Origin of the sequence: Streptomyces swartbergensis, assembly GCF_002148965.1 — a bacterium.
Classification (GTDB): Bacteria; Actinomycetota; Actinomycetes; order Streptomycetales; family Streptomycetaceae; genus Streptomyces; species Streptomyces swartbergensis.
Genome location: NZ_NGFN01000137.1, coordinates 1 through 21,409 on the forward strand (window position 1 = coordinate 1; position 21,409 = coordinate 21,409).

At 70.8% G+C, this 21,409-nt stretch carries 17 protein-coding genes and 2 pseudogenes; 7 read left to right on the plus strand and 12 right to left on the minus strand.

What is annotated here, in order from left to right:
• The coding region (locus tag CA983_RS21895; protein WP_158101879.1) for a prolyl oligopeptidase family serine peptidase at nt 1–441 on the plus strand (441 nt) is incomplete at its 5' end.
• Nucleotides 442–510: 69 nt separating this feature from the next.
• Here CA983_RS21895 and CA983_RS21900 read toward each other — a convergent pair.
• The gene (locus CA983_RS21900; RefSeq protein ID WP_086602607.1) at nt 511–1,473 is read right to left on the minus strand and encodes a LysR family transcriptional regulator; all 963 of its coding nucleotides are present in this window, start codon (nt 1,471–1,473) and stop codon (nt 511–513) included.
• 63 nt (nt 1,474–1,536) lie between these two features.
• Between CA983_RS21900 and CA983_RS21905 the strand changes: the two genes are divergently transcribed.
• The 3 genes from CA983_RS21905 (at nt 1,537) to CA983_RS21915 (ending at nt 5,193) form a co-directional block, all read left to right on the plus strand.
• Complete coding sequence (locus tag CA983_RS21905) at nt 1,537–2,808, plus strand: MFS transporter (protein ID WP_086602608.1); 1,272 nt, start codon at nt 1,537–1,539, stop codon at nt 2,806–2,808.
• A 100-nt stretch (nt 2,809–2,908) separates the two neighbouring features.
• Complete coding sequence (gene dnaN, locus CA983_RS21910) at nt 2,909–4,057, plus strand: DNA polymerase III subunit beta (protein ID WP_086602609.1); 1,149 nt, start codon at nt 2,909–2,911, stop codon at nt 4,055–4,057.
• Nucleotides 4,058–4,176: 119 nt separating this feature from the next.
• Nucleotides 4,177–5,193: a sigma-70 family RNA polymerase sigma factor gene (locus tag CA983_RS21915; RefSeq protein WP_086602610.1), complete on the plus strand. Its 1,017-nt coding sequence runs from the start codon at nt 4,177–4,179 to the stop codon at nt 5,191–5,193.
• Here CA983_RS21915 and CA983_RS21920 read toward each other — a convergent pair.
• Nucleotides 5,077–5,409 (minus strand): STAS domain-containing protein, encoded by a 333-nt coding sequence (locus CA983_RS21920; protein ID WP_143645531.1) that lies wholly within the window; start codon nt 5,407–5,409, stop codon nt 5,077–5,079. The two genes, CA983_RS21915 and CA983_RS21920, sit on opposite strands and share 117 nt — an antisense overlap.
• 197 nt (nt 5,410–5,606) lie before the next feature.
• Here CA983_RS21920 and CA983_RS21925 point away from each other — a divergent pair, with 197 nt between their 5' ends.
• Together CA983_RS21925 and CA983_RS21930 are read left to right on the plus strand one after the other, a co-directional pair.
• Nucleotides 5,607–7,076 carry an IS200/IS605 family element transposase accessory protein TnpB gene (locus CA983_RS21925; protein WP_086602611.1) on the plus strand — a complete coding sequence of 490 codons (1,470 nt, stop codon included), beginning with the start codon at nt 5,607–5,609 and terminating at the stop codon, nt 7,074–7,076.
• 160 nt (nt 7,077–7,236) lie between these two features.
• Nucleotides 7,237–8,157 carry an AEC family transporter gene (locus CA983_RS21930; protein ID WP_086602612.1) on the plus strand — a complete coding sequence of 307 codons (921 nt, stop codon included), beginning with the start codon at nt 7,237–7,239 and terminating at the stop codon, nt 8,155–8,157.
• Nucleotide 8,158: 1 nt separating this feature from the next.
• On the opposite strand, the pseudogene CA983_RS45190 reads toward CA983_RS21930, so the two are convergent.
• The 10 genes and pseudogenes from CA983_RS45190 to CA983_RS21980 all read right to left on the minus strand — a co-directional run.
• A pseudogene (locus tag CA983_RS45190) lies at nt 8,159–8,437 on the minus strand (Uma2 family endonuclease); the annotation flags it as partial.
• Nucleotides 8,438–8,607: 170 nt separating this feature from the next.
• Nucleotides 8,608–9,885 carry a thymidine phosphorylase gene (locus tag CA983_RS21940; RefSeq protein WP_208637013.1) on the minus strand — a complete coding sequence of 426 codons (1,278 nt, stop codon included), beginning with the start codon at nt 9,883–9,885 and terminating at the stop codon, nt 8,608–8,610.
• Nucleotides 9,886–9,976: 91 nt separating this feature from the next.
• The gene (locus tag CA983_RS21945) at nt 9,977–10,381 is read right to left on the minus strand and encodes a cytidine deaminase (protein WP_086602615.1); all 405 of its coding nucleotides are present in this window, start codon (nt 10,379–10,381) and stop codon (nt 9,977–9,979) included.
• Nucleotides 10,378–11,643: an ABC transporter permease gene (locus CA983_RS21950; protein WP_086602616.1), complete on the minus strand. Its 1,266-nt coding sequence runs from the start codon at nt 11,641–11,643 to the stop codon at nt 10,378–10,380. The genes CA983_RS21945 and CA983_RS21950 overlap by 4 nt, the downstream gene beginning before the upstream one ends.
• Complete coding sequence (locus CA983_RS21955) at nt 11,640–12,761, minus strand: ABC transporter permease (RefSeq protein WP_086602617.1); 1,122 nt, start codon at nt 12,759–12,761, stop codon at nt 11,640–11,642. The genes CA983_RS21950 and CA983_RS21955 overlap by 4 nt, the downstream gene beginning before the upstream one ends.
• Nucleotides 12,761–14,332: an ABC transporter ATP-binding protein gene (locus CA983_RS21960; protein WP_086602618.1), complete on the minus strand. Its 1,572-nt coding sequence runs from the start codon at nt 14,330–14,332 to the stop codon at nt 12,761–12,763. The genes CA983_RS21955 and CA983_RS21960 overlap by 1 nt, the downstream gene beginning before the upstream one ends.
• 207 nt (nt 14,333–14,539) lie before the next feature.
• A complete protein-coding gene (locus tag CA983_RS21965; protein WP_086602619.1) occupies nt 14,540–15,586 on the minus strand; it encodes a BMP family lipoprotein in 1,047 nt (348 codons plus the stop codon).
• A gap of 307 nt (nt 15,587–15,893) precedes the next feature.
• Nucleotides 15,894–16,937: a BMP family lipoprotein gene (locus CA983_RS21970; RefSeq protein WP_086602622.1), complete on the minus strand. Its 1,044-nt coding sequence runs from the start codon at nt 16,935–16,937 to the stop codon at nt 15,894–15,896.
• Nucleotides 16,938–18,128: 1,191 nt separating this feature from the next.
• Nucleotides 18,129–18,503 (minus strand): annotated as a pseudogene (locus CA983_RS21975) (M20/M25/M40 family metallo-hydrolase); the annotation flags it as partial.
• Between the two features lie 102 nt (nt 18,504–18,605).
• On the minus strand, nt 18,606–19,838 hold the full coding sequence (locus CA983_RS21980) for a M20 family metallopeptidase (protein ID WP_086602620.1): 1,233 nt from the start codon (nt 19,836–19,838) through the stop codon (nt 18,606–18,608).
• Nucleotides 19,839–20,161: 323 nt separating this feature from the next.
• Between CA983_RS21980 and CA983_RS21985 the strand changes: the two genes are divergently transcribed.
• Nucleotides 20,162–20,842, plus strand: a complete 681-nt coding sequence (locus CA983_RS21985) for a class I SAM-dependent DNA methyltransferase (RefSeq protein WP_086602621.1) — start codon at nt 20,162–20,164, stop codon at nt 20,840–20,842.
• Nucleotides 20,843–21,409 lie beyond the last annotated feature (567 nt).

Here is a 21,409-nt window from a genome sequence, read left to right on the forward strand (position 1 = left end):
TGCCTCGCCGGCACCGGGATGGGCGGCCGGGCCGGGTTGCGGGCGGGTGGGCACGAGGCCGTCAACTCCGTGCTGGCGCTCGCTCCCTGGCTGCCGGAGGAGGATGTGGCCGCGCCACCCGAACCGGTGAAACAGCTGGTGGGGCGGCAAGTGCTGATCGTGCACGGCACGAACGACGAGCGGACGGATCCCGAGTTGTCGTTCCGGCTGGCGGCGCGCGCGAAGAAGGCGAATCGGGATGTGTGCCGGTTCGAAGTGCACACGGACGGGCACGGGTTGAGTCAGTACCGGGACGAAGTCCTTGCGCTGGCCGAGGACTTCGTGATGGGGGCCTTGTTCGGGCGGGCCGTGTCCCGGCCCGTGCGGGACGCTTTTGCCGCGCCGCCGCCGTTGGGGTTGCGGATGCCGTTGGCTGCGGGGTTCAGTCCTTCGAGGCGGTAGCGCCGCGGGGGTGGTTGTCCATTGGCCTGTGCGGGTCCGCCGTGGCTTGTCGCGCAGTTCCCCGCGCCCCTAGGTTGGCAACAAGCTGCCCCTTCTGGAGAGCAGGAACTTCTTGAAGGCTGCTACCGGGGGTGTGTCCGGGTGGCCTTCCAGCCAGGCCACGCCGATTTCGCGGGCCGCTCGGGGGGCCGTGACCGTCAGTTCGACCACTCCGGGGCGTGGGACTGCCGGTGGGGGCAGGAGGGCCACTCCCAGGCCCGCCGCCACCAGGCCCCGCAGGGTTTCCGCCTCCTCGCCCTCGAAGGCGATGCGGGGCTTGAAGCCGGCCTCCTGGCAGAGGTCGTCGGTGATGCGGCGCAGGCCGTAGCCGGGTTCCAGGGTGACGAACATTTCGTCCGCGGCCTCGGCGAGGCGGATGCGGCGGCGGGTGGCGAGGGAGTGGTCGGCGGGGACGACGAGGCGGAGTTTCTGTTCGTCGAGGCGGCGGGCGACCAGGTCGGGGGCGTCGGGGACGGGGGATGTCAGGCAGAGGTCCAGTTCGCCGGCGCGGAGGCGTTCGAGCATGGCCTCGCCGTAGTTCTGGACGAGGCTGAAGCGGACGCGCGGATGGTCGGCGCGGAAGGCCTGGAGGAGGCCCGGGACCGTCTCGGCGCCCATGGTGTGCAGGAAGCCGAAGGCGACCTTGCCGGTGGCGGGGTCGGCGTCGGCCCGGACCTCCTCGGCGGCGCGCTCGACCTCGGCCAGGGCCCGCTCGACGGAGGTGAGGAAGGTGCGTCCGGCCGGGGTGAGGGAGACCGTACGGCCGTGGCGGGCGAAGAGGTCCACCCCGAGGTCCTGCTCCAGGCGGGCCATGGACCGGGAGAGGGTCGACTGGGGGACGTTCATCTCCTGGGCGGCGCGGGTGACGTGCTCGGTGCGGGCGACGCCGGCGAAGTAAGCGAGGCGGGGGGCCAGCACCTTCGACATCTCCGCCATGTCTTCTGTGTCACTGGACAGTGACAGCCGAGCCGTTGAACTGGGTTGATGCGCCATGGGAACGATTATGGCAGTTTCATGCATTGGACGGATCAGTGGGCGCGTCCGTAGGTTCGAAGCATGTCTCCCGCCAGTACCGGGGCGTCCACCACCGTGGGCGCCGATGCCTCTGTCCCTGCCGCCGACTCGCGTATGTCCCCGGGCGGGCCCGGCTACCGCCGGATGAGCCTCGCCCTCTTCCTCGCGGGTGTCGCGACCTTCGCGCTGCTGTACTCCACGCAGGCGCTGCTCCCGCTGATCTCCGGCGAGTTCGGGGTGGCGGCGAGCGACGCGAGCTGGACGGTGGCCGCCGCGACGGGCGGGCTAGCGCTGTTCGTCCTGCCGATGAGCGCCCTGTCGGAGCGCTTCGGACGGCGTGCGGTCATGACGGCCTCGCTGGCCGTGGCGGTGACCGTCGGGCTGCTGGTGCCCTTCGCCCCGTCGCTGGGTGTCCTGGTCGTGCTGCGGGCGCTCCAGGGCGCGGCCCTGGCCGGGCTGCCCGCGTCGGCGACGGCGTACCTCGCGGAGGAGGTCAGCCCCAAGGCGCTGGTCACCGCGATCGGACTGTTCGTCGCGGGCAACAGCGTCGGCGGGATGAGCGGCCGGGTCATCACCGGCTGGGTCGCCCAGGAGTGGGGCTGGCGGGTCGCCGTCGGAGTGATCGGCGCGCTCGCGGTGGCGTGCGCGGTGGCCTTCCGGCTGCTGCTCCCCGCCCCGAAGAACTTCAAGGCCGGCTCGCTGCGGCCGGGCGTACTGGCCCGGACGGTCCGCGACCACCTGTCGAACCCGCTGCTGTGCCGGCTGTACGCGATCGGCGCGCTGTTCATGACGGTGTTCGGCGGCGTGTACACGGTCATCGGCTACCGGCTGACCGAGGCGCCGTTCTCGCTGCCGCAGGGCATCATCGGCTCGGTCTTCCTGGTGTACCTCGTCGGTACGGTGTCGGCGTCGACGGCCGGCCGCCTGGTGGGCCGGCTGGGCCGCCGGGGCGCGCTGTACGCGGGCGGCGGTACGACGGCGGCGGGTCTGCTGCTGTCCCTGGCAGGCTCCCTCCCGCTGGTCCTGCTGGGCCTGGTCCTCATCACGGCGGGCTTCTTCGCGGGCCACGCGGTGGCGTCCTCGGCGGTCAGCAAGACGGCCACGACCGGCCGCGCGCAGGCCTCGGCGCTCTACCAGTCGGCGTACTACATCGGCTCCAGCGCGGGCAGCACGGTCGGTGCGATCGCCTTCCACGCGGGCGGCTGGGCCGGGACGGTCGGGGTCGGCCTGCTGGCGGTCCTGGGCGTCGTCACGATCACGGTCTTCGGGACGCGGGCGGCACGGATGCAGCGCCGGCTGGCCACGGCCGCCTGAGCCCGAAGTCTGGCCGTTCCCCCTGGTCGGGGCCGGTTGTCAGTGGGTGCGGATAACGTCCGCCTCCGCTGACCACCGAATCCGAGCAGGGGGATTTTCCATGGAGTTCCGCATCGACCGTACGGCGTTCGCCGAGGCCGTGGGCCGGGCGGTACGGGCACTGCCCGCGCGGACGCCGGTGCCGGTGCTGGGCGGGCTGCTGCTGGAGGCGGACGCGGGACGGCTGGCCGTGACGGGGTTCGACTTCGAGGCGGCGGTACGGGTGGAGGCCGAGGCGGAGGTCGCGGTGCCCGGGCGGGTGCTCGTCCTGGGGCGGCGACTGCTGGACGTCTGCCGGGTGCTGCCGGACGGGCCGGTGAGCTGTGCGCTGGAGGCGTCGCGGTTCACGGTGGAGGCGGACGGCACGCGGTTCGGGCTGTCGACGCTGCCCCTCGCCGAGTACCCGGCCCTGCCGGCSCCGCCCGCGCCGTACGGCACGGTGGATGGCGCGGCGTTCGCGACGGCCGTCGCCCAGGTCGCCGTCGCGGCCGGGCGCGACGACACGCTGCCGCTGCTGACGGGCGTCCAACTGCGCCTGGAGGGCGGGGAGATGACATTGGCCGCTTCGGACCGCTACCGGTACGCCGTGCGGCGGCTGGAGTGGCAGCCGGGGGCGGCGGCCCAGGGAGTCGTGGAAGCGGTGCTGCCCGCGCGGCGCCTGCTGGACGTCGCGCGGTCCCTGGGGCGCTGCGGGGACGTGCTGATCGGGTGGGACCCGGCCGCCGGCGGCGGGCTGATCGGCTTCGAGGGCGGGCGGACGCGGACGGCGCTGCGGCTCCTGGACGGGCGGCTGCCGACGTACAGGTCGCTGTTCGACATGGCGGGGGCGGCGGTCGCCGAGGTGGCGTGCGAGGAGCTCGCGGAGGCCGTGCGGCGGGTCGCGGTGGTGGCGGAGGCGAACAGTCCGGTGCGGCTGGACTTCTCGTCCGACGGGTCCGTCATGCTCCGCGCCGGCTACGGCGACGACGTAGCGGCCCAGCGGCTGCCGGCCACGCTGACCGGCGCCGACGAGGTGCCCGTGGCCTTCAACCCGGCCTATCTGCTGGACGCGCTGACGTCCTTCGAGAGCCCGCGCGTACGGCTGGAACTGCTGGGGGCGGGGCAGCGGGCGCTGCTGCACGCGGTGCCGGGCGACGGGGCCGCCGAGGGGGCCGGTCGGACGGCCGGGGAGCACCGGCATCTGCTGATGTCGGTGAGACAGCTCGTCTGAAGCACTGCTCCCGCCTGCGCGTTCGTGCGCTCGGGGGGCCGTTGTCAGTGCGCTGCGGTAGCTTCCGAAGTGCTGGGCGCGATGGCGCGTGACAGAAATTCCACAGGGGTGGGTGGACGATGACGAACGGCACGGCGACACCAACAGATCTGGACACCAGGCTGGAGGCACATCGGACGGAGCTGACGGGGTACTGCTACCGGATGCTCGGCTCCTCCTTCGAGGCCGAGGACGCGGTGCAGGACACGATGGTCCGCGCCTGGCGCAGCTACGACAAGTTCGAGGGCCGCTCCAGCCTCCGCTCCTGGCTCTACCGCATCGCGACCAACGTGTGCCTGGACATGCTGACCGCGGGCAACAAGCGCGCCAGGCCCATGGACCTGACCGAGTCCACCCCGCTCGCCCAGGCGGCCCTCACCCCCCGCCCGGACCACACCTGGCTGGAGCCCATGCCGGACGCCCGTGTGCTGCCCACGACCGACGACCCGGCGGAGGCGGCGATAGCCAAGGAGTCCGTGCGGCTCGCCTTCATGGCCGCTCTTCAGCAGCTGCCGGCCAAGCAGCGGGCCGTGCTGATCCTGCGCGAGGTGCTGGCCTGGAAGGCCAGCGAGGTCGCCGAGCTGCTGGACACGTCCGTGGCGTCGGTCAACAGCGCCCTCCAGCGGGCCCGCGCGACCCTGGCCGAGCGGAAGGAGCCGGGCGCCGACGCGACCGTCTCCGACCCGCTGGACGAGGACCAGCAGAAGCTGCTGGACCGCTATGTGGCGGCCTTCGAGGGCTACGACATGACGGCGCTGACGGCCCTGCTGCACGAGGACGCGGTCATGACGATGCCGCCGTTCGACCTGTGGCTGACCGGCGTCGGCGACATCACCGGCTTCATGACCACCCTGGGCGCGCCCTGCGCGGGCTCCCGGCTGGTGCCGGTCCAGGTCAACGGCCTGCCCGGGTTCGCCCAGTACAAGCCCGACCCGGAGAAGGGCGGCTTCACGCCGTGGGCGGTCCAGGTGCTGGAGATCTCAGACGGCCGGATCACCGGGTTCCACTGCTTCCTCGACACCCAACGCTGGTTCCCGCTCTTCGGCCTGCCCCTCCACCTCGAAGCGGAGACCGACCAGGTCGAGCAGGGCGCGTAGGGCCGGATCGGGGTCGCGCAGCCGTATCCGTCCCCCGGCCCGGCGGGCGGCGAGCTGGAGGCGTGCGAGCAGGTCGACGGCGGCGAGCCCGGGCGGCCCGAGACCTCCGACATCGCACACCACGACCCGGGCACGGCTGGTCTGCAGCAGTGCCCTCACGTCGTCGCTCAGTCCGCTCACCTCGTCCCGGGCGACGGGGCCGGGGAGCACGAGCACGGGGGGTTGTGAACTGGTGCGGGATAGCTGTGCAGGCGTGCGTTCTGACGTGTGTGAGTGCGAGCGTCCGGGCCCTGTGGGGCGTCGCTCGTGGCTGGGGAACGGGAGTTCTTTCATCGAATGATTGACCTTTGCGGGTGGTGGTCGTTGAACGCGGCGGGAAGATCATGGGTCTGCGGGCAAGGGGGAGGTCGGGTTTGAGTGTGCTGCGGGAGGTGGCGGCACCGTTCGTGGTGCCCGGCCCGTCCGGGGTCGCCGTCCGGTTCACGAAGGCCAGCAATGACCAGTGGGGTCTGGCGCGGCGCGCCCAACTCGCACACGTCCAGGGCCTCGAGGCGGGGGTGCGCAGCATTGCTCGTCGGCTGTCTCTGCCGGTGGGTGAGAAGGGCAGAAAGGGCACGCCAGGGGGCTATAGGTCGCGGCGGGAGTGGCATGCCAAGTCCCGCAGGCTGCGTGTGCTGGAGGACCGGCTGGAGGCGGTGCGAGCCGACTGGCAAACCGGTGTCGTGCACGTGGTGCGGGGCGGGAAGCAACTGCTGAACACGCGGCATCACCTGGATGCGGCCGGGCTGGGTGAGGCGGGGTGGCGGGCCCGGTGGGAGGCCGGGCGCCGGTTCCTGGCTGCGGACGGGGAGTCGGGCAAGCGGTACGGCAACGAGACCATCCGCGTCAGTCCCGACGGCGAGGTCTCTGTCAAGCTGCCCGCCCCGCTCGCCCACCTGGCGAACGCGCCGCACGGCCGGTACGTGCTCACCGCACGCGTGGCGTTCGCGCGCCGGGGCGAGCAGTGGCGCGACCGCATCACCGACCACCGGGCCGTGGCCTACCGCATCCACGAAGACGTGCTCCGAGGCCGCTGGTACCTCACCGTCTCCTGGACCAACCCGCCAGTGAACTGCGTGCCACTGGCAGCGGCACGCACCCGCGGGATGCTCGGAGTCGACACCAACGCCGACCACCTCGCCGCCTGGCGCCTGGACACCCACGGCAACCCCGTCGGCGCACCGCTGCGCTTCGGCTACGACCTCACCGGTACCGCTACCCACCGCGACGCCCAGATCCGGCACGTCCTGATCCGGCTGCTGCACTTTGCCAAGCGCCATAGCCTCGCCGTCGCCGTCGAGGACCTCGACTTCGCCGGCGAGAAGACCCGGGAGAAGCACGGCGGGCGCAAGCGGTTCCGCAGGCTCATCTCCGGCCTGCCCACCGCCAGATTGCGGGCCCGGCTGGTCGGCATGGCCGCCGAACTGGGCATCCCCGTCGTCGCGGTTGATCCCGCCTACACCAGCAAGTGGGGCGCCCAGCACTGGCACAAGCCCCTCACCAGCATCAATCGGGCCACCACACGGCACCACGCCGCTGCGGTGGCCATCGGACGACGCGCCCTCGGGCACCCGATCAGGCGACGGACGGCACCGCCCCTGCAGCACCAGAGTGATGCTGCAGGGCATCGGACCGTCCAGGCCGGACACGGGTCCCGGGCGCGTGAGGAAACCCGCCCCCGCATTCCCGGACCACGCACAAGATGCGTGTCGCCGGATACGGAGCGAAAGCGGGCGACCAGTGCATCCAAAACCGTTCGGGATGCGCCAGATGCGCAGGTACGGGTCCAAGGCTCACTCCTGCTCACTGAAGAGGAACGGTGTCATGGCGTCCACGATCGGTAGACCGGGCGGGCGGCGGTAACTCATCGCGGCTGTCCGTCTCCTCGGCGCCGTAAGGATCACATTGACCTCGGTACGGCCTTCCCCGGAGGGTTGGCTGCATGTCCCACGCATCTGCCCCTCCCGCGCTGCCCGATGCCCGTGTCGCCGGTGAGGGGGCGCCGTGCGGGGAGTGCTGAGCGGCTTCGCGGTCATCGCGGTCGTCATCGGGGTCGGCTATCTGATCGGTCGCCGGGGATATCTGGGCGGCGGCGGGCGCGAGGTGCTGACCAAGCTGGCCTTCCACGTGGCGTCTCCGGCCCTGCTGTTCACGACGCTCGCCCAGGCCGACCTGTCGGTGATCTTCTCCGACCGGCTGCTGGTCACGGCGATGAGCACGGCGGCGGTGGCGGGTGTCTTCGTGGCGGTGGGCGCCGCGCGCGGCTGGGGGGTGGGCCGGACGACGATCGGTGCGCTGTGCTCCAGCTACGTCAACTCGGGGAACCTCGGCATCCCGATCGCGGTCTACGTGCTGGGCGATGCGTCACTGGTCGCGCCGGTGCTGCTGTTCCAGCTGGTGGGCGTCACGCCGGTGGCGCTGACGGTCCTGGACCTGGCGACCGGCGGCGAGAAGCGGCCCCTGTGGCAGCGCCTGCTCACGCCCCTGCGCAACCCGATAGCCCTGGGCTCCCTGGCCGGCGTGGCGGCCTCGGCGTCGGGCCTGCACGTCCCCGGCCCCTTGATGGACCCGCTCACCCTGATCGGCAACATGTCGGTCCCGGCGGTGCTGCTGGCCTTCGGCATCTCCCTGCGCGGCAGCACGCTCCCGCTGCGCGGCGCGGAACGGGGCCCGGTGCTCCTCGCCGTGGCCCTCAAGGCGGTCATCCAGCCCCTGGTCGCCTGGGCCCTCGCAGCGGGCGTCTTCGGCCTCCATGGGGCCATGCTGCTCGACGTGGTGGTGACCTCGGCCCTTCCGGCGGCACAGAACCTGTTCACGTACGCGAGCAGCTATCGGGTGGGCGAGGTGCTGGCGAGGGAGGCGATCTTGTTGTCGACGGTGGTGTCGGTGCCGGTTCTGGTGGTGGTGGCGGCGCTTCTCGGGTGACTCACTCCTCCGGGAACTCGCCGGTGTCGAGTTCCAGACCGAAGGGCTCCGGCAGCCTGATCCGTTCTCCGAACTTGCCTGCGCGCAGGAGGCGGTACACACCGTCCTTCGGCTCCCCGTACAGCGTGACCGTCGGCCCGCCCGGCGCACTGCCGTCGACCAGGAGATAGAGCGGCACTCCCGCCTCGGCGTAGCCCATGGCCTTGGCCGTGCGGTCGTGGTGGGCAGTGGTCGTCGGGGTGATCTCGACCGCGAGTTGGGCGGCGGCAGCGGGCACGAAGTCCGTGTGGGACGAGCTGGTGTGGGTCTGGAGGCAGACGGATGCTCCCAAGGGCTGCATGTCGGTCAGGATGTAGTCGCCGTCGAGCACGCTCATGGCGCTATCCAACACACCGAACGGGACCGGCGGGCGTCCGCCGGTCCCGTTCACCCTGAAGAGGAAACCCCAGCTCAGGCGATACGTTCCAGCACCACCGGCGACGCCGAGAAGTCCGTCCCCGGCGCGGCGATGTCGTACGAGCCCGCCACCGCCTCCAGCGCGTACGCGAACCGCTCCGGCGTGTCCGTGTGCAGGGTCAGCAGGGGCTGGCCCTCGCTCACCGTGTCGCCCGGCTTCGCGTGCATCTCGACGCCCGCGCCCGCCTGGACCGGGTCCTCCTTGCGGGCGCGGCCCGCGCCCAGGCGCCAGGCCGCGACGCCGATGCCGTAGGCGTCGAGGCGGGTCAGGACGCCCGAGGCCGGGGCCTTGATCACGTGCTGCTCGCGGGCCACCGGAAGCTCCGCGTCCGGGTCGCCGCCCTGGGCCGTGATCATGCGGCGCCAGACGTCCATCGCCGAGCCGTCGGCCAGGGCCTTCGCCGGGTCGGCGTCCCTCACCCCGGCGGCGTCCAGCATTTCGCGGGCCAGGGCGATCGTCAGCTCCACCACGTCCGCCGGGCCGCCGCCCGCCAGGACCTCCACCGACTCGCGGACCTCCAGGGCGTTGCCCGCGGTGAGGCCGAGCGGGGTCGACATGTCCGTGAGGAGCGCGACCGTCCGCACGCCGTGGTCCGTGCCCAGACCGACCATCGTGGAGGCCAGCTCGCGGGCGTCCTCCAGAGTCTTCATGAAGGCGCCCGTGCCCACCTTCACGTCCAGGACCAGCGAGCCCGTGCCCTCCGCGATCTTCTTCGACATGATCGAGGAGGCGATCAGCGGGATCGCCTCGACCGTGCCCGTGACGTCGCGCAGGGCGTACAGCTTCTTGTCGGCCGGGGCCAGGCCGTCGCCCGCCGCGCAGATCACCGCGCCCGTGGTGTCCAGGACGTGCAGCATCTCCTCGTTGGAGAGCAGGGCGCGCCAGCCGGGGATGGACTCCAGCTTGTCCAGCGTGCCGCCGGTGTGGCCGAGGCCGCGGCCCGACAGCTGCGGGACCGCCGCGCCGCAGGCGGCCACCAGGGGGGCGAGCGGCAGCGTGATCTTGTCGCCGACGCCGCCCGTGGAGTGCTTGTCGGCCGTCGGGCGGGACAGGGACGAGAAGTCCATGCGCTCGCCGGAGGCGATCATCGCGGCCGTCCAGCGGGCGATCTCGCGGCGGTTCATGCCGTTGAGGAGGATCGCCATGGCGAGCGCGGACATCTGCTCGTCGGCGACCTCCCCGCGGGTGTACGCGTCGATCACCCAGTCGATCTGCTCGTCACTGAGTTCGCCGCGGTCCCGCTTGGTGCGGATGACGGAGATGGCGTCCATGGCCATGGCTTGGCTTCCTTCCGAGGATTCCAGAAGCCGTACGGCCCCCCTGAGCCGGTCGCGTGAGCAACTCAGGGGGGCCGCACGGGGGTTACTTGCTGAGGTGGTCCGGGCCGAAGGCCTGGGGCAGCATCTGAGACAGCGGCAGGATGCCCGCCGGGGTTTCCAGCAGCAGGTCCGGGCCGCCGAACTCGTGCAGCAACTGGCGGCAGCGGCCGCACGGGACGAGCGACTCACCGTTCCGGTCGACGCACGTGAAGTGCGTCAGCCGCCCGCCGCCGGTGTTGTGCAGCTCCGAGACCAGTCCGCACTCGGCGCACAGGCCGAGCCCGTACGAGGCGTTCTCGACGTTGCAGCCGGAGATGATCCGGCCGTCGTCGACCAGGGCGGCCACGCCGACCGGGTAGCCGGAGTACGGGGCGTACGCCCGGGACATGGCGTCCCGGGCCACCGCGCGCAGCTTCTCCCAGTCGACGTCCGGGCCGGCGCCGGTCACTTGCCCTGCCCCTTCCGGTACGGCATGCCGTTCGCCCTCGGCATCCGCAGGCGCTGGGCGGACAGGGCGAGGACCACCAGGGTGATGACGTACGGCGTGGCGGAGACGACCTGGTTGGGGACCTCGTCGGTGGTCGCGTACCAGGTGAACACCAGGGCGCCGGCGATCAGGGTCGCCACGGCCGGGACGTACTTCTTGCGGATCACCAGCCAGATCGCGCCGATGACCAGCAGCAGCGCGCCGAGCAGCAGCAGGGCGTGGACGTTGGCGGAGCCGCCGCGCAGGTTGAGGCTGTCGGTGTAGCCGAACAGGCCCGCGCCGAGGGCGAGGCCGCCCGGCATCCAGTTGCCGAAGATCATCGCCGCCAGGCCGATGAAGCCGCGGCCGCTGACCTGGCCCTCCAGGTAGAAGGGGTTGGCGACGATCGACAGGAAGACACCGCCGAGGCCGGCCAGACCGCCGGAGACGACCACGGCGATGTACTTGTACTTGTAGACGTTGACGCCGAGGGACTCGGCGGCGACGGGGTTCTCGCCGCAGGAGCGCAGCCGCAGGCCGAACGCGGTGCGCCACAGCACCCACCAGGTGCCGGGGATCAGCGCGACGGCGATCAGGGTCAGCCAGGAGACGTTGGTGACCAGGCCGCCGAGCAGGCCGGCGATGTCGGAGACGAAGAACCAGCCCTGGTTGTTGAGGTCCCTGAGCGCGTCGGACAGGCCCGGCACCGTGAAGCTGCCGAGGGAGTCGACCGCCGGGGACTGCTTGGCGGAGCCGCCCGTGTGGCCCTCGAAGGCGAGGGGCGCGAGGTAGCGGGTGGCGCCGAGGGCGAGGATGTTGATGGCCACACCGGAGACGATGTGGTTGACGTTGAAGGTGACGGTCACGAAGGCGTGCAGCAGGCCGCCGATCGCGCCGCCGAGGATGCCGACCAGGACACCGGTCCACGGGCCCCACTGGAAGCCGGCCCAGGCGCCGAACCAGGTGCCGAGGATCATCATGCCCTCGAGGCCGATGTTGACCACGCCCGCGCGCTCGGCCCACAGACCGCCGAGACCGGCGAGTCCGATCGGCACGGCGAGCTGGAGCGCGGTGGACATCTGGCTGACGTTGGTGATGCCGTCGGCGCCGGTGATGAGGCGGACGATCGAGGTGAGCGCCAGGCCGCCGGCGATGATCAGCAGCAGGACGGGCAGCGACAGGCGGCGGCCGGTCGGCGCCGCGGGCTGCAGCGTGGGCTGGTTGAGGTCGGTCACGGTGGTCATCGGCCAGCCACCTCCTTCGTGGTGTTGTTGTTGCCGAGGACGTGACCGGCGGCCAGTTCGGCGCCGACCCGGCGCTGCTGGCGGCGCAGGCCCCACTCGCGGACGGCCTCGTAGGAGACGACGACGGAGAGCACGATCAGGCCCTGCATGATGACCGCGATCTCCTTGTCGTAGCCGTGGAAGTCCAGCTCGGGCGAGGCCTTGTCGAGCCAGGCCCACAGCAGGGCGGCGAAGGCGATGCCCACGGGGCTGTTGCGGCCGAGCAGGGCGATGCCGATGCCGAGGAAGCCGATGCCCGTGGGGAAGTTCAGGCTGTAGGTGTGGGTGTCGCCGAGCAGGATCGGCAGGCCGGCCAGGCCCGCGATGCCGCCGGAGATCAGCATGGCGCTGAGCACCATGCGCCCCGGGTCCACGCCGCTGGCCGCGGCGGCGGTCTGCGAGGCGCCGGAGGCGCGCAGGTCGAAGCCGAAGCGGGTGCGGTTGAGGACGACCCAGTAGCCGATGCCGAGCAGGACGGCGAGCAGCACCAGGCCGTAGATCTCGCCGGCCGCGCCCATGGGGATGCCGGGGATCCAGCCGGACTCGTGCATCTCGCCGGTGGTGTTGTTGTTGCCGACCTTCACACCGAAGACGTTCGGCAGCCACAGGTAGGCGATCACGGAGGTGGCGATCGCGTTGAGCATGATCGTGGCGACGACCTCGCTGACGCCGCGGGTGACCTTGAGGACGCCGGCGATGCCGGCCCAGAAGGCGCCGGTGAGGACGGCGGTCAGGAGCAGCAGCGGGACCTGCAGGGCGGCCGGCAGAGCGACGTGGGCGCCGACGATCGCGGCCAGCATCGCGCCGAGCTGGTACTGGCCGTCGACGCCGATGTTGAACAGGTTCATCCGGAAGCCGATGGCCACCGCGAGGGCCGCGATGTAGTACATCGACGCCTGGTTGATGATCAGGACCTGGATGTCGGAGAAGCTCAGCTGCTCGAACATCAGGGTGAACGGCTCGACGGGGCTCTTGCCCGACGCGACCAGCACGATCGCGCTCAGGACGAAGGCCACGGCGAGCGCGATGACCGGTCCGGCCACCGCGAGGAGCACGCGCTCCCTGTCGAACTTCTTCATCAGCGGGCCTCGTCTTCCGGAGACTCGGGGGCGTCGGCCTTCGAGGTCTCGGGGGTCTCTTCGTGCTCGAGGTGCCCGGTGGCGGCACCGGTCATGGCCGAGCCGAGCTCCTCGGGGGTGATGGTGGCCGGGTCGGCGTCCGCGACCAGCTTGCCGTTGTAGATCACGCGCAGGGTGTCGGACAGGCCGATGAGCTCGTCCAGGTCGGCGGAGATCAGCAGGACGGCCAGGCCCTCGCGGCGTGCCTCGCGGATGTGGTCCCAGATGGCGGCCTGGGCGCCGACGTCCACGCCCCGGGTGGGGTGGGCGGCGATCAGGAAGCGCGGCTTGTGGCTCATCTCGCGGCCGACGATCAGCTTCTGCTGGTTGCCGCCGGACAGGGAGGCGGCGGTGACGTCGATGCCGGGGGTGCGGACGTCGTACTCCGTGACGATCCGCCGGGTGTCCTCCTGGGCCGCCTTCGGGTCCAGCCAGACGCCCTTGGCGAGCGGCTTCTCGGTGACGTGGCCGAGGATACGGTTCTCCCAGAGGGGTGCCTCCAGGAGCAGGCCGTGGCGGTGGCGGTCCTCGGGGATGTAGCCGATGCCCTGCTCGCGGCGCCTGCGGGTGGGCCAGGCGGTGATCTCCTCGTCGGCGAGCCGGATGGTGCCGGAGTCGGCGGCCCGCAGGCCGATGAGCGCGTCGACCAGCTCGGTCTGGCCGTTGCCTTCGACACCGGCGATGCCGAGGACCTCGCCCGCGTGGATGGTGAAGCTGATGTCGTCCAGGAGGGCCTTGCCGCCGGGGGCCGCCAGGCGCAGCTTGTCGACGCTGATGACCGGGCGGTCGGTGACCGTGGACTCGGCCGTCTCGGGCGTGGGCAGTTCGCTGCCGACCATCATCTCGGCGAGCTGGCGCGGGGTGGTCTCGGCGGGGACGGCCGTGCCGACGGTGGTGCCGCGGCGGATGACGGTGATCTCGTCGGCGACGGAGAGCACCTCGCCGAGCTTGTGCGAGATGAAGATGACCGACAGGCCCTCGGAGCGCAGTTCGCGCAGGTTGGCGAAGAGGGCGTCGACCTCCTGCGGGACGAGCACGGCGGTCGGCTCGTCCAGGATGAGGGTGCGGGCGCCGCGGTAGAGGACCTTGAGGATCTCCACGCGCTGGCGGGCGGCGACGCCGAGCTCCTCGACCAGGAGGTCGGGCCTGACGTCGAGGCCGTAGCGCTCGGAGAGCTCCTTGATCTTGCGGCGGGCCTTGGCGCCGATGCCGTACAGCTTCTCGCTGCCGAGCACGACGTTCTCTAGGACCGTGAGGTTGTCGGCGAGCATGAAGTGCTGGTGGACCATGCCGATGCCGCGGACGATGGCGTCGGCCGGCGACGAGAAGCTGACCTGCTCGCCCTCGACGGCGATGGTGCCCTCGTCCGGCTTCTGCATGCCGTAGAGGATCTTCATCAGCGTCGACTTGCCGGCGCCGTTCTCACCGACGAGGGCGTGCACGGTGCCCTTGCGGACGCTGAGGTGGATGTCGTGGTTGGCCACGACGCCCGGGAATCGCTTCGTGATCCCGGCGAGCTCGACGGCGGTCACCGATTCCTGGACCGCCGCTCCGGCCGGAGGGCTGCTGGACGCGTTGATGGCGCACTCTCCTGGGGACGGGGGTCGTCTACGCGCGTAGCGCCCCTACGGCATACAAAGGGGCCGACGCACCGCGACAACGGGGTACGAGGAGCAGCCTCCCCGTACCCCGTTGAGCGGACGTAACCCCGGGGTTACTGCCTGCTCAGCAGTCGGTCGTCAGCTGCTCTTGACCTTGATCTCGCCGCTGATGATCTTCTCCTTGGCCGTCTTGATGGCTTCCTGGAGCTCGGCGTCGTCCGCGAACTTCGGGTTGGAGTCCGACAGGCTCACCTCGCCGGTCTTCAGATCGCCACGAACGATACCGGTCCCGGGCTTGCCGTCCTCGACCGACTTCGCCAGGTTGAACACCGCCTTGGCGACGTCCTTCATCGCCGAGGTGAGGATGAAGTCCTTGTACTTGGCGAGGGCCTCCTGCTTGTACTGGTCGGAGTCCACACCGATGGCCCAGACCTTCTTGGCGGCGGCGGCCTCGATCACGCCCTGACCGGACAGGCCGGCGGCCGCGTAGACGACGTCGGCCTTCTTCTCGATCTGGCCCTCGGCGGCCGTCTTGCCCTTGTCGGGGCTGGAGAAACCACCCTCCTCGGCCGTCTGCGTCAGGTACTGCGACAGGACCTTCACCTTCGGGTTCGTGTCCTTCACGCCCTGCGCGAAGCCCGCCTGGAACTTGTGGATCAGCGGGATGTCCACACCGCCGACGAAGCCGACGACGTTCGACTTGGTGCTCTTGGCGGCGGCGACACCGGCCAGGTACGAGGCCTGCTCCTCGCTGAAGACGAGGTCGGCGACGTTCTTGGAGTTGATCGTGGCGTCGTCGACGATGCCGAAGGTGGTCTTCGGGAACTTCTCCGCGGCGCCCTTGACGGCCGCGGCGTACGCGTAGCCGACGCCGATGACCGGGTTGTAGCCCTGCTTGGCCAGCGAGGCCAGGCGCTGCTCCTTGTCGGCGTCCGTCTCGCCCTCGGTGGGCTCCACGTCGGCCGTCTGGTAGCCGAACTCCTTCTTCGCCCGCTCCAGACCGGCGTACGCGGCGTCGTTGAAGGACTGGTCGCCCTTGCCGCCGACGTCGTACGCGATGGCGAGGCCCTTGTCCCCCTTCGAGTCCGACGACCCGGAGGTCGAGGTGCTGCCGCAGGCGGAGAGGGCGAGGGCCAGGGAGGCGGTCGCTGCGCCTGCGACCGTGATCCGGGAAATCCGGCGCATGTGTGGGTGCTCCTGTCGTACTACCGGGGCCGCATAGCGCCGGGACGGTTCAGCTTCGGCGCTGGCTTCGCCGCAGATTAACGCGCGTAGACCTGCCTGAAAACCCCTTCTGTCCACCTTGTTATGCGCCCGTGGCCAAGCCATCACCCGGCCTTGGTCGGGGCGTTGCCGACTGCGAACGCAAGGTGGCGCTGGGTGATCCGGAAGCCCGGCGTGCCCCGGGAACTTCCGGGAACTCCCGGGAACGGCGGAGCGGGCGGGCACCCAGGGTGCCCGCCCGCTCCGGCTGTCGCAGACCGTTGACGTACTACTCGGTCTTGACCTTGATGGAACCGTCGATGATGCCTTCCTTGGCCTTGTCCACGGCCGCCTTGAGACCCGAGATCTTGGCGTACTCGGGGTTCGCCTCGGACAGACCCACGCCGTTGACCTTCAGGTCGAAGATCTGGGTGCCGGTCAGGGGCTTGTCGTCCTGGACGGACTTGGCCAGCGCGTAGACCGCTCCGCCGACGTCCTTGAGGGCGGAGGTGAGGATGTAGTTCTTGTACGGGGCGAGGGCAGCCTGCTTGTACTGGTCGGAGTCGACGCCGATCGCCCAGACCTTGGCCTTGGCGGCGGCCTCGATGACGCCCTGCCCGGACAGGCCGGCGGCCGCGTAGAGCACGTCCGCCTTCTTCTCGATCTGGCCCTCGGCGGCGGCCTTGCCCTTGTCGGGGCTGGAGAAACCGCCCTCCTCGGCCGTCTGCGTCAGGTACTGGGACACCACCTGCACGCCGGGCTTGGTGTCCTCCACGCCCTGCTTGTAGCCGGCCTCGAACTTGTGGATCAGCGGGATGTCCACACCGCCCACGAAGCCGACCGTGTTCGACTTGGTGGCCTTGGCGGCGGCGACACCGGCGAGGTACGAGGCCTGCTCCTCGGCGAAGACGAGTGAGGCGACGTTCTTGCTCTTGACCTCGGCGTCCACGATGCCGAAGGTGATGTCCGGGTACTTGGCGGCCGCGGCCTTCATCGCCGGGCCGTAGACGAACCCGACGCCGATGATCGGGTTGTAGCCCTGCCTGGCCAGCGAGACGAGGCGCTGCTCCTTGTCGGCGCTCGTCTCGCCCTCGGTGGGCTCGATGTCGGCGGTCTCGTAGCCGAACTCGTCCTTCGCCTTGGTCAGGCCGGCGTAGGCGGCGTCGTTGAACGACTGGTCGCCCTTGCCGCCGATGTCGTACGCGATGGCGATGCCACGGTCCTTGCTGTCGCTGTCACCGCTCTCACCACTGGTGCCGCCACACGCCGTGGCGACGAGCCCGAGCGACGCGACCCCCACCGCGACGCGGGTCAGTTTGGAAATCCGACGCATCTTGAAGTTCCCCATTCTCCAAAGCCCCGCAGCGGGTGCTCGGTTCGGCGCACATTAACGCGCGTAGACACTCCTGGGAACCAGGCCTCGCCTTGCCGTTATCCATTCGTGCCGATCGCTGATTAAGCCCTTGTTAACTACCCGATCGAAAGGTGCACTCGGGGCAGCACACCCTTCAATCCCGCACGCTGTGTATCGATGGAGTGCCTCAGCGTGAGGCTACTCAGGTATGTACAGCTTCGCTGTCCAGGCTGCCCCTGCGCCACTGCGGTTGCAACCCGGACAGGGCCGCCGGTCGCCCTGCGTCAAGGCACGGCGTTGACCGAATGCCGCCGTCGAGGACGCGGCCGCCGACGAGAGTGCACACGCGCGCCGAGGCCGATCCCGCACGATGCGACCGCCGGGCGGCCAGTGCGGAGAGAAGGCGGTGCCGTCGCCGACACTGCCGGGGAGGCGGGCTCTCGACCTGCTTTTGGCTGGATACCATCGCTCACCCTGACCGGCCGGAGCGACTCTCCGGACAAGTCGAAACGGCCCGCCAAGTGAATTGGCGAGCCGTTACGAAAGGCCGAGACTGCGATGGATCAACGCGTGTCTGCCCAAGCCTTCACGATATGGCAGTTGTAAGCGTCACCGAAGACTTCCGAGTAGGATGTATGCGAATCCCCCGATTTACGGCTCTTCCAAGGGCCGTAAATGGTGATGGAGTAGGGATAAGTGGGCGAATCACACTTAGCCGCTACCCGATATGACCCGAATCCCTTCAGGCAACCCGCCCACGCCTGGTTGCTGGCGGCAGACCGACCCACGTCACAGTTGGACACGGCTGCCTGCGCGGTGCCGCCGAAGGCGGTCACCAAACCGCCTGCAAGGGCAGCCACCAGGCAGAGCCTCAAGCCCGTCGCGTACTTTTTCAATTCGCTCAATGGAGACCTCACAAGGTCGAGAGAACCCAGCGGATGGAAACGACCATGAACTAGCCCGCACGGCGCAAAATCTGCTCCAGCGGGCGATCGAGACATTAGCCAAGCTGATCGGCTACGGCGAGCGAATTTCAGGTTCCGCTACTGCTCTGGACAAGAACTGGCCAAGCACGGGCGAGATGTGCGGGGCTCAGAGCGTGGAGCGGCAGGTATCCGCCCCGCCGCTCCAGCTCTCGGGGCTCGAGCCGAGGTCCCCGCACGTCTCCGGCTACGCGTCGGCGTCGAGGAGCGCCGCCGCGGTGAAGAGCTCCACGCCGACCGCGATGGCCGACTCGTCGACGTCGAAGTCGCCCTGGTGCAGGTCGCGGCCGATCCGGTCGCCGGGGGCGCGGACGCCGGGGCGGGCCATGGCGCCGGGGACGTGCTCCAGGTACCAGGAGAAGTCCTCGCCGCCGAGGCTCTGCTCCGTGCCGACGACCGAGTCGACGCTGCGGCGGGCGATCATGGCGTCGCGCAGCAGCTCGGTCACGCCGGGTTCGTTGACGACGGGCGGGACGCCGCGGACGTAGTTGATCTCCGACTTGGCGCGGTGCAGGTTGGCGATCTCGTCGATGGCGGCCACGACGAGGTCGGGCGCCTGCCGCCGCGAGCCCGCACCGCTGCCGAACTACCCGACCCGCGGCGAGATCCCCGCCTTCCTCCGTGACCACAGGTGAGCGCCCGCCGGGCGGTCACGGGACCTGGCCTAGCGGAGCCCGTTGACGAGGGCCGCGGCGGTGAAGAGTTCCACGCCTACCGTGATCGCGGACTCGTCCACGTCGAAGTCGCCCTGGTGGAGGTCGCGTACCTGGCGTTCACCGGGGGTGCGCACGCCCAGGCGGGCCATGGCGCCGGGGACGTGCTCCAGGTACCAGGAGAAGTCCTCGCCGCCGAGGCTCTGCTCCGTGCCGACGACCGAGTCGACGCCGCGGCGGGCGATCATGGCGTCGCGCAGCAGCTCGGTCACGCCGGGTTCGTTGACGACGGGCGGGACGCCGCGGACGTAGTTGATCTCCGACTTGGCGCGGTGCAGGTTGGCGACCTCGTCGATCGCGGCGACCACGACGTCGGGAGCCTGCCGCCACGCATCGATGTCGAGGCATCGCACCGTGCCGGAGAGCTCGGCGTGCTGCGGGATGACGTTGGGCGCGTGCCCGGACTCGACGCGGCCCCAGGTGATGGCGAGCCCGCTCCGGCTGTCGAAGCGCCGGCCGACCAGGGCCGGTACGTCCGTGACGACGCGGGCGGCCGCGGTGACCAGGTCGGTCGTGAGGTGAGGGCGTGCGGTGTGGCCGCCCGGGCCGTTCAGGGCGATCTCCAGCCGGTCGCAGGCGGAGGTGATGGGACCCTCCCGGAGTCCGACCTGCCCCGCGTCCACGCGGGGGTCGCAGTGCACGGCGACGATCGCGCCGACCCCCTCCAGCGCCCCGCACTTGATGACGTCGGCGGCACCGCCGGGCAGTACCTCCTCGGCGGGCTGGAAGATCAGCCGGACGGGGCGGGGCAGCCGACCCTGCTTGTGCAGTTCGGCGAGCACGAGGCCGGCACCGAGGACGACGGTGGTGTGCACGTCGTGGCCGCAGGCGTGCGCGCGGTCGGGCACGGTCGAGCGGTACGGGCAGTCGCTCTTCATGTCGGGGATGGGCAGGCCGTCGATGTCGGCCCGCATGGCGAGCATGCTGGGGCCCCCGTCCCACTGCTCGCCCTCTACACCGATGTCACAGACGAGTCCTGTCCCGACGGCGAGGACGCGCGGCTTGAGGCCGGCCTGCTCCAGCCGCTCCTTGATCGCGGCTGTCGTGCGGAACTCCTGGTTGCCCAGCTCCGGGTGCATGTGCAGATCGCGTCGGAACGCGATGAGCTCGGCGCGCAGAGCGTCGGGCAGCGCGCCGGGAAGCACGGCTCCCGCGGGAAGATCGACCTCGGACTCCAATGACATCAATTGCTTCACCCTCTGAAGGGTAGGGCGCCAGGGCGGTCGTCCGACCCTCGATCAACAAAACTTCAACCCGTTCGGGGAGGAAAACACGACCGCCGAACGCATAGCTATCAACTGAGATGGGTAAACTCGCACGCCTTTAGGGCCGAGCCGGTCACCACAACCCACGGTGTGTGACATCGGCCACATCTGACTCATGGCGCCGGTATCCATCCATCCTCCTCCACGGATACCACGCCCTGCGCGGGGAACACGGCCTTGTTCGTCTGGCGGACGCACGGCCCCGCGTCTGGCGGACGCACGGCCCCGATAGTGTGCGCCCCGTGCGCGCCGACAGCCCCGATTTCGTCCGGTCCACCCAGGCCTCCTACGACGCCATCGCCGAGGACTACGCTGCCGGGTTTCCGGACAGTCTCGCCGGAAGGCCGCTGGAGCGAGCCCTTCTGACGGCCTTCGCCGACCTGGTACGCGCCCCCGGAGCGCCGGTTCAGCCACCGGTCGCCGACATCGGCAGCGGACCCGGATACGTGGCGGCCCGGCTGCACGAGTCGGGGCTGCCGGTGTTCGGGGTGGACGTCTCGCCCCGCATGGTGGCCCTGGCCCGCCGGGCGCATCCGGGGCTGCGGTTCCACGTCGGTTCCATGACGGCCCTGGACCTGCCGGACGAGACGCTCGGCGGCATCGTCGCGCTGTACTCGATCATCCATGTGCCCGACGACCATCTGCCCTCGGTCTTCGCCGGGTTCCACCGCGTCCTGGTGCCGGGTGCGCCCGTGCTGCTCGGGTTCCAGTCCGGTACGGAGGACGGCCGTGCGCACTTCACCGAGCGCTTCGGGCAGGAGATCTCACTCGACTACTACTGGCGCACTCCGGAGACCGTCGCGGCGCACCTTACGAAGGCCGGCCTGGAGCTCCACTCACGTGTGCTGCGGGAGCCCGAGGGCGAGGAGCAACGCCCTCGGGCATTCCTGCTGGCCCGCAAGCCGGCGTCTGCCGGAGCGTGAGTCCTGGCCGGGGGCGTGAGCCGCCCTCGCGTGCGGCGGCCCGTGTCGGTGCGCGAGCCCGCCCTGGTGTGTGCGGGGGCCCGCCGCCGGCGGTGCGTGGATCGCCCCTGCCGGTGCGCGAGCCGTCCTCGGAGCGTGCCTGAGGTCGCCGGTGCGTGCCTGACGTCGCCGGTGCGTGCCCGAACCCGTCGGCCGGAACGCGAATCGCCCCTGCCGACGCGTACGCCGCCGCAGGCCTCCGGCCCGTCGCCGCCTGGCCTGTCTGGCCGCCAGGTCTGCCCGAACCGCCTGGCCGTCCGCCTGACCACGCCGGCTCCCGAGGCACTCCCGTCCCTCAGCCGGCAGCCACCGCACCCGCCGGGCCGGCCATACCTGCCGAGCCTGCCGCCCCTGACGGGCCGACCATGTCCGCCGCACCCGGCGTTCCAGCTGGGCCGGCCATGCTCGCCGAGTCCGCCGTCCGGGCCGAGCCCGTCATGCTCGTGCCCGAGGCACTCCCCGGGCCGGCCGATTCCGCCGGGCCTGCCGGACCCTCTGAAGCCGCCGAACCCCTCCGTCCCCCCGGCC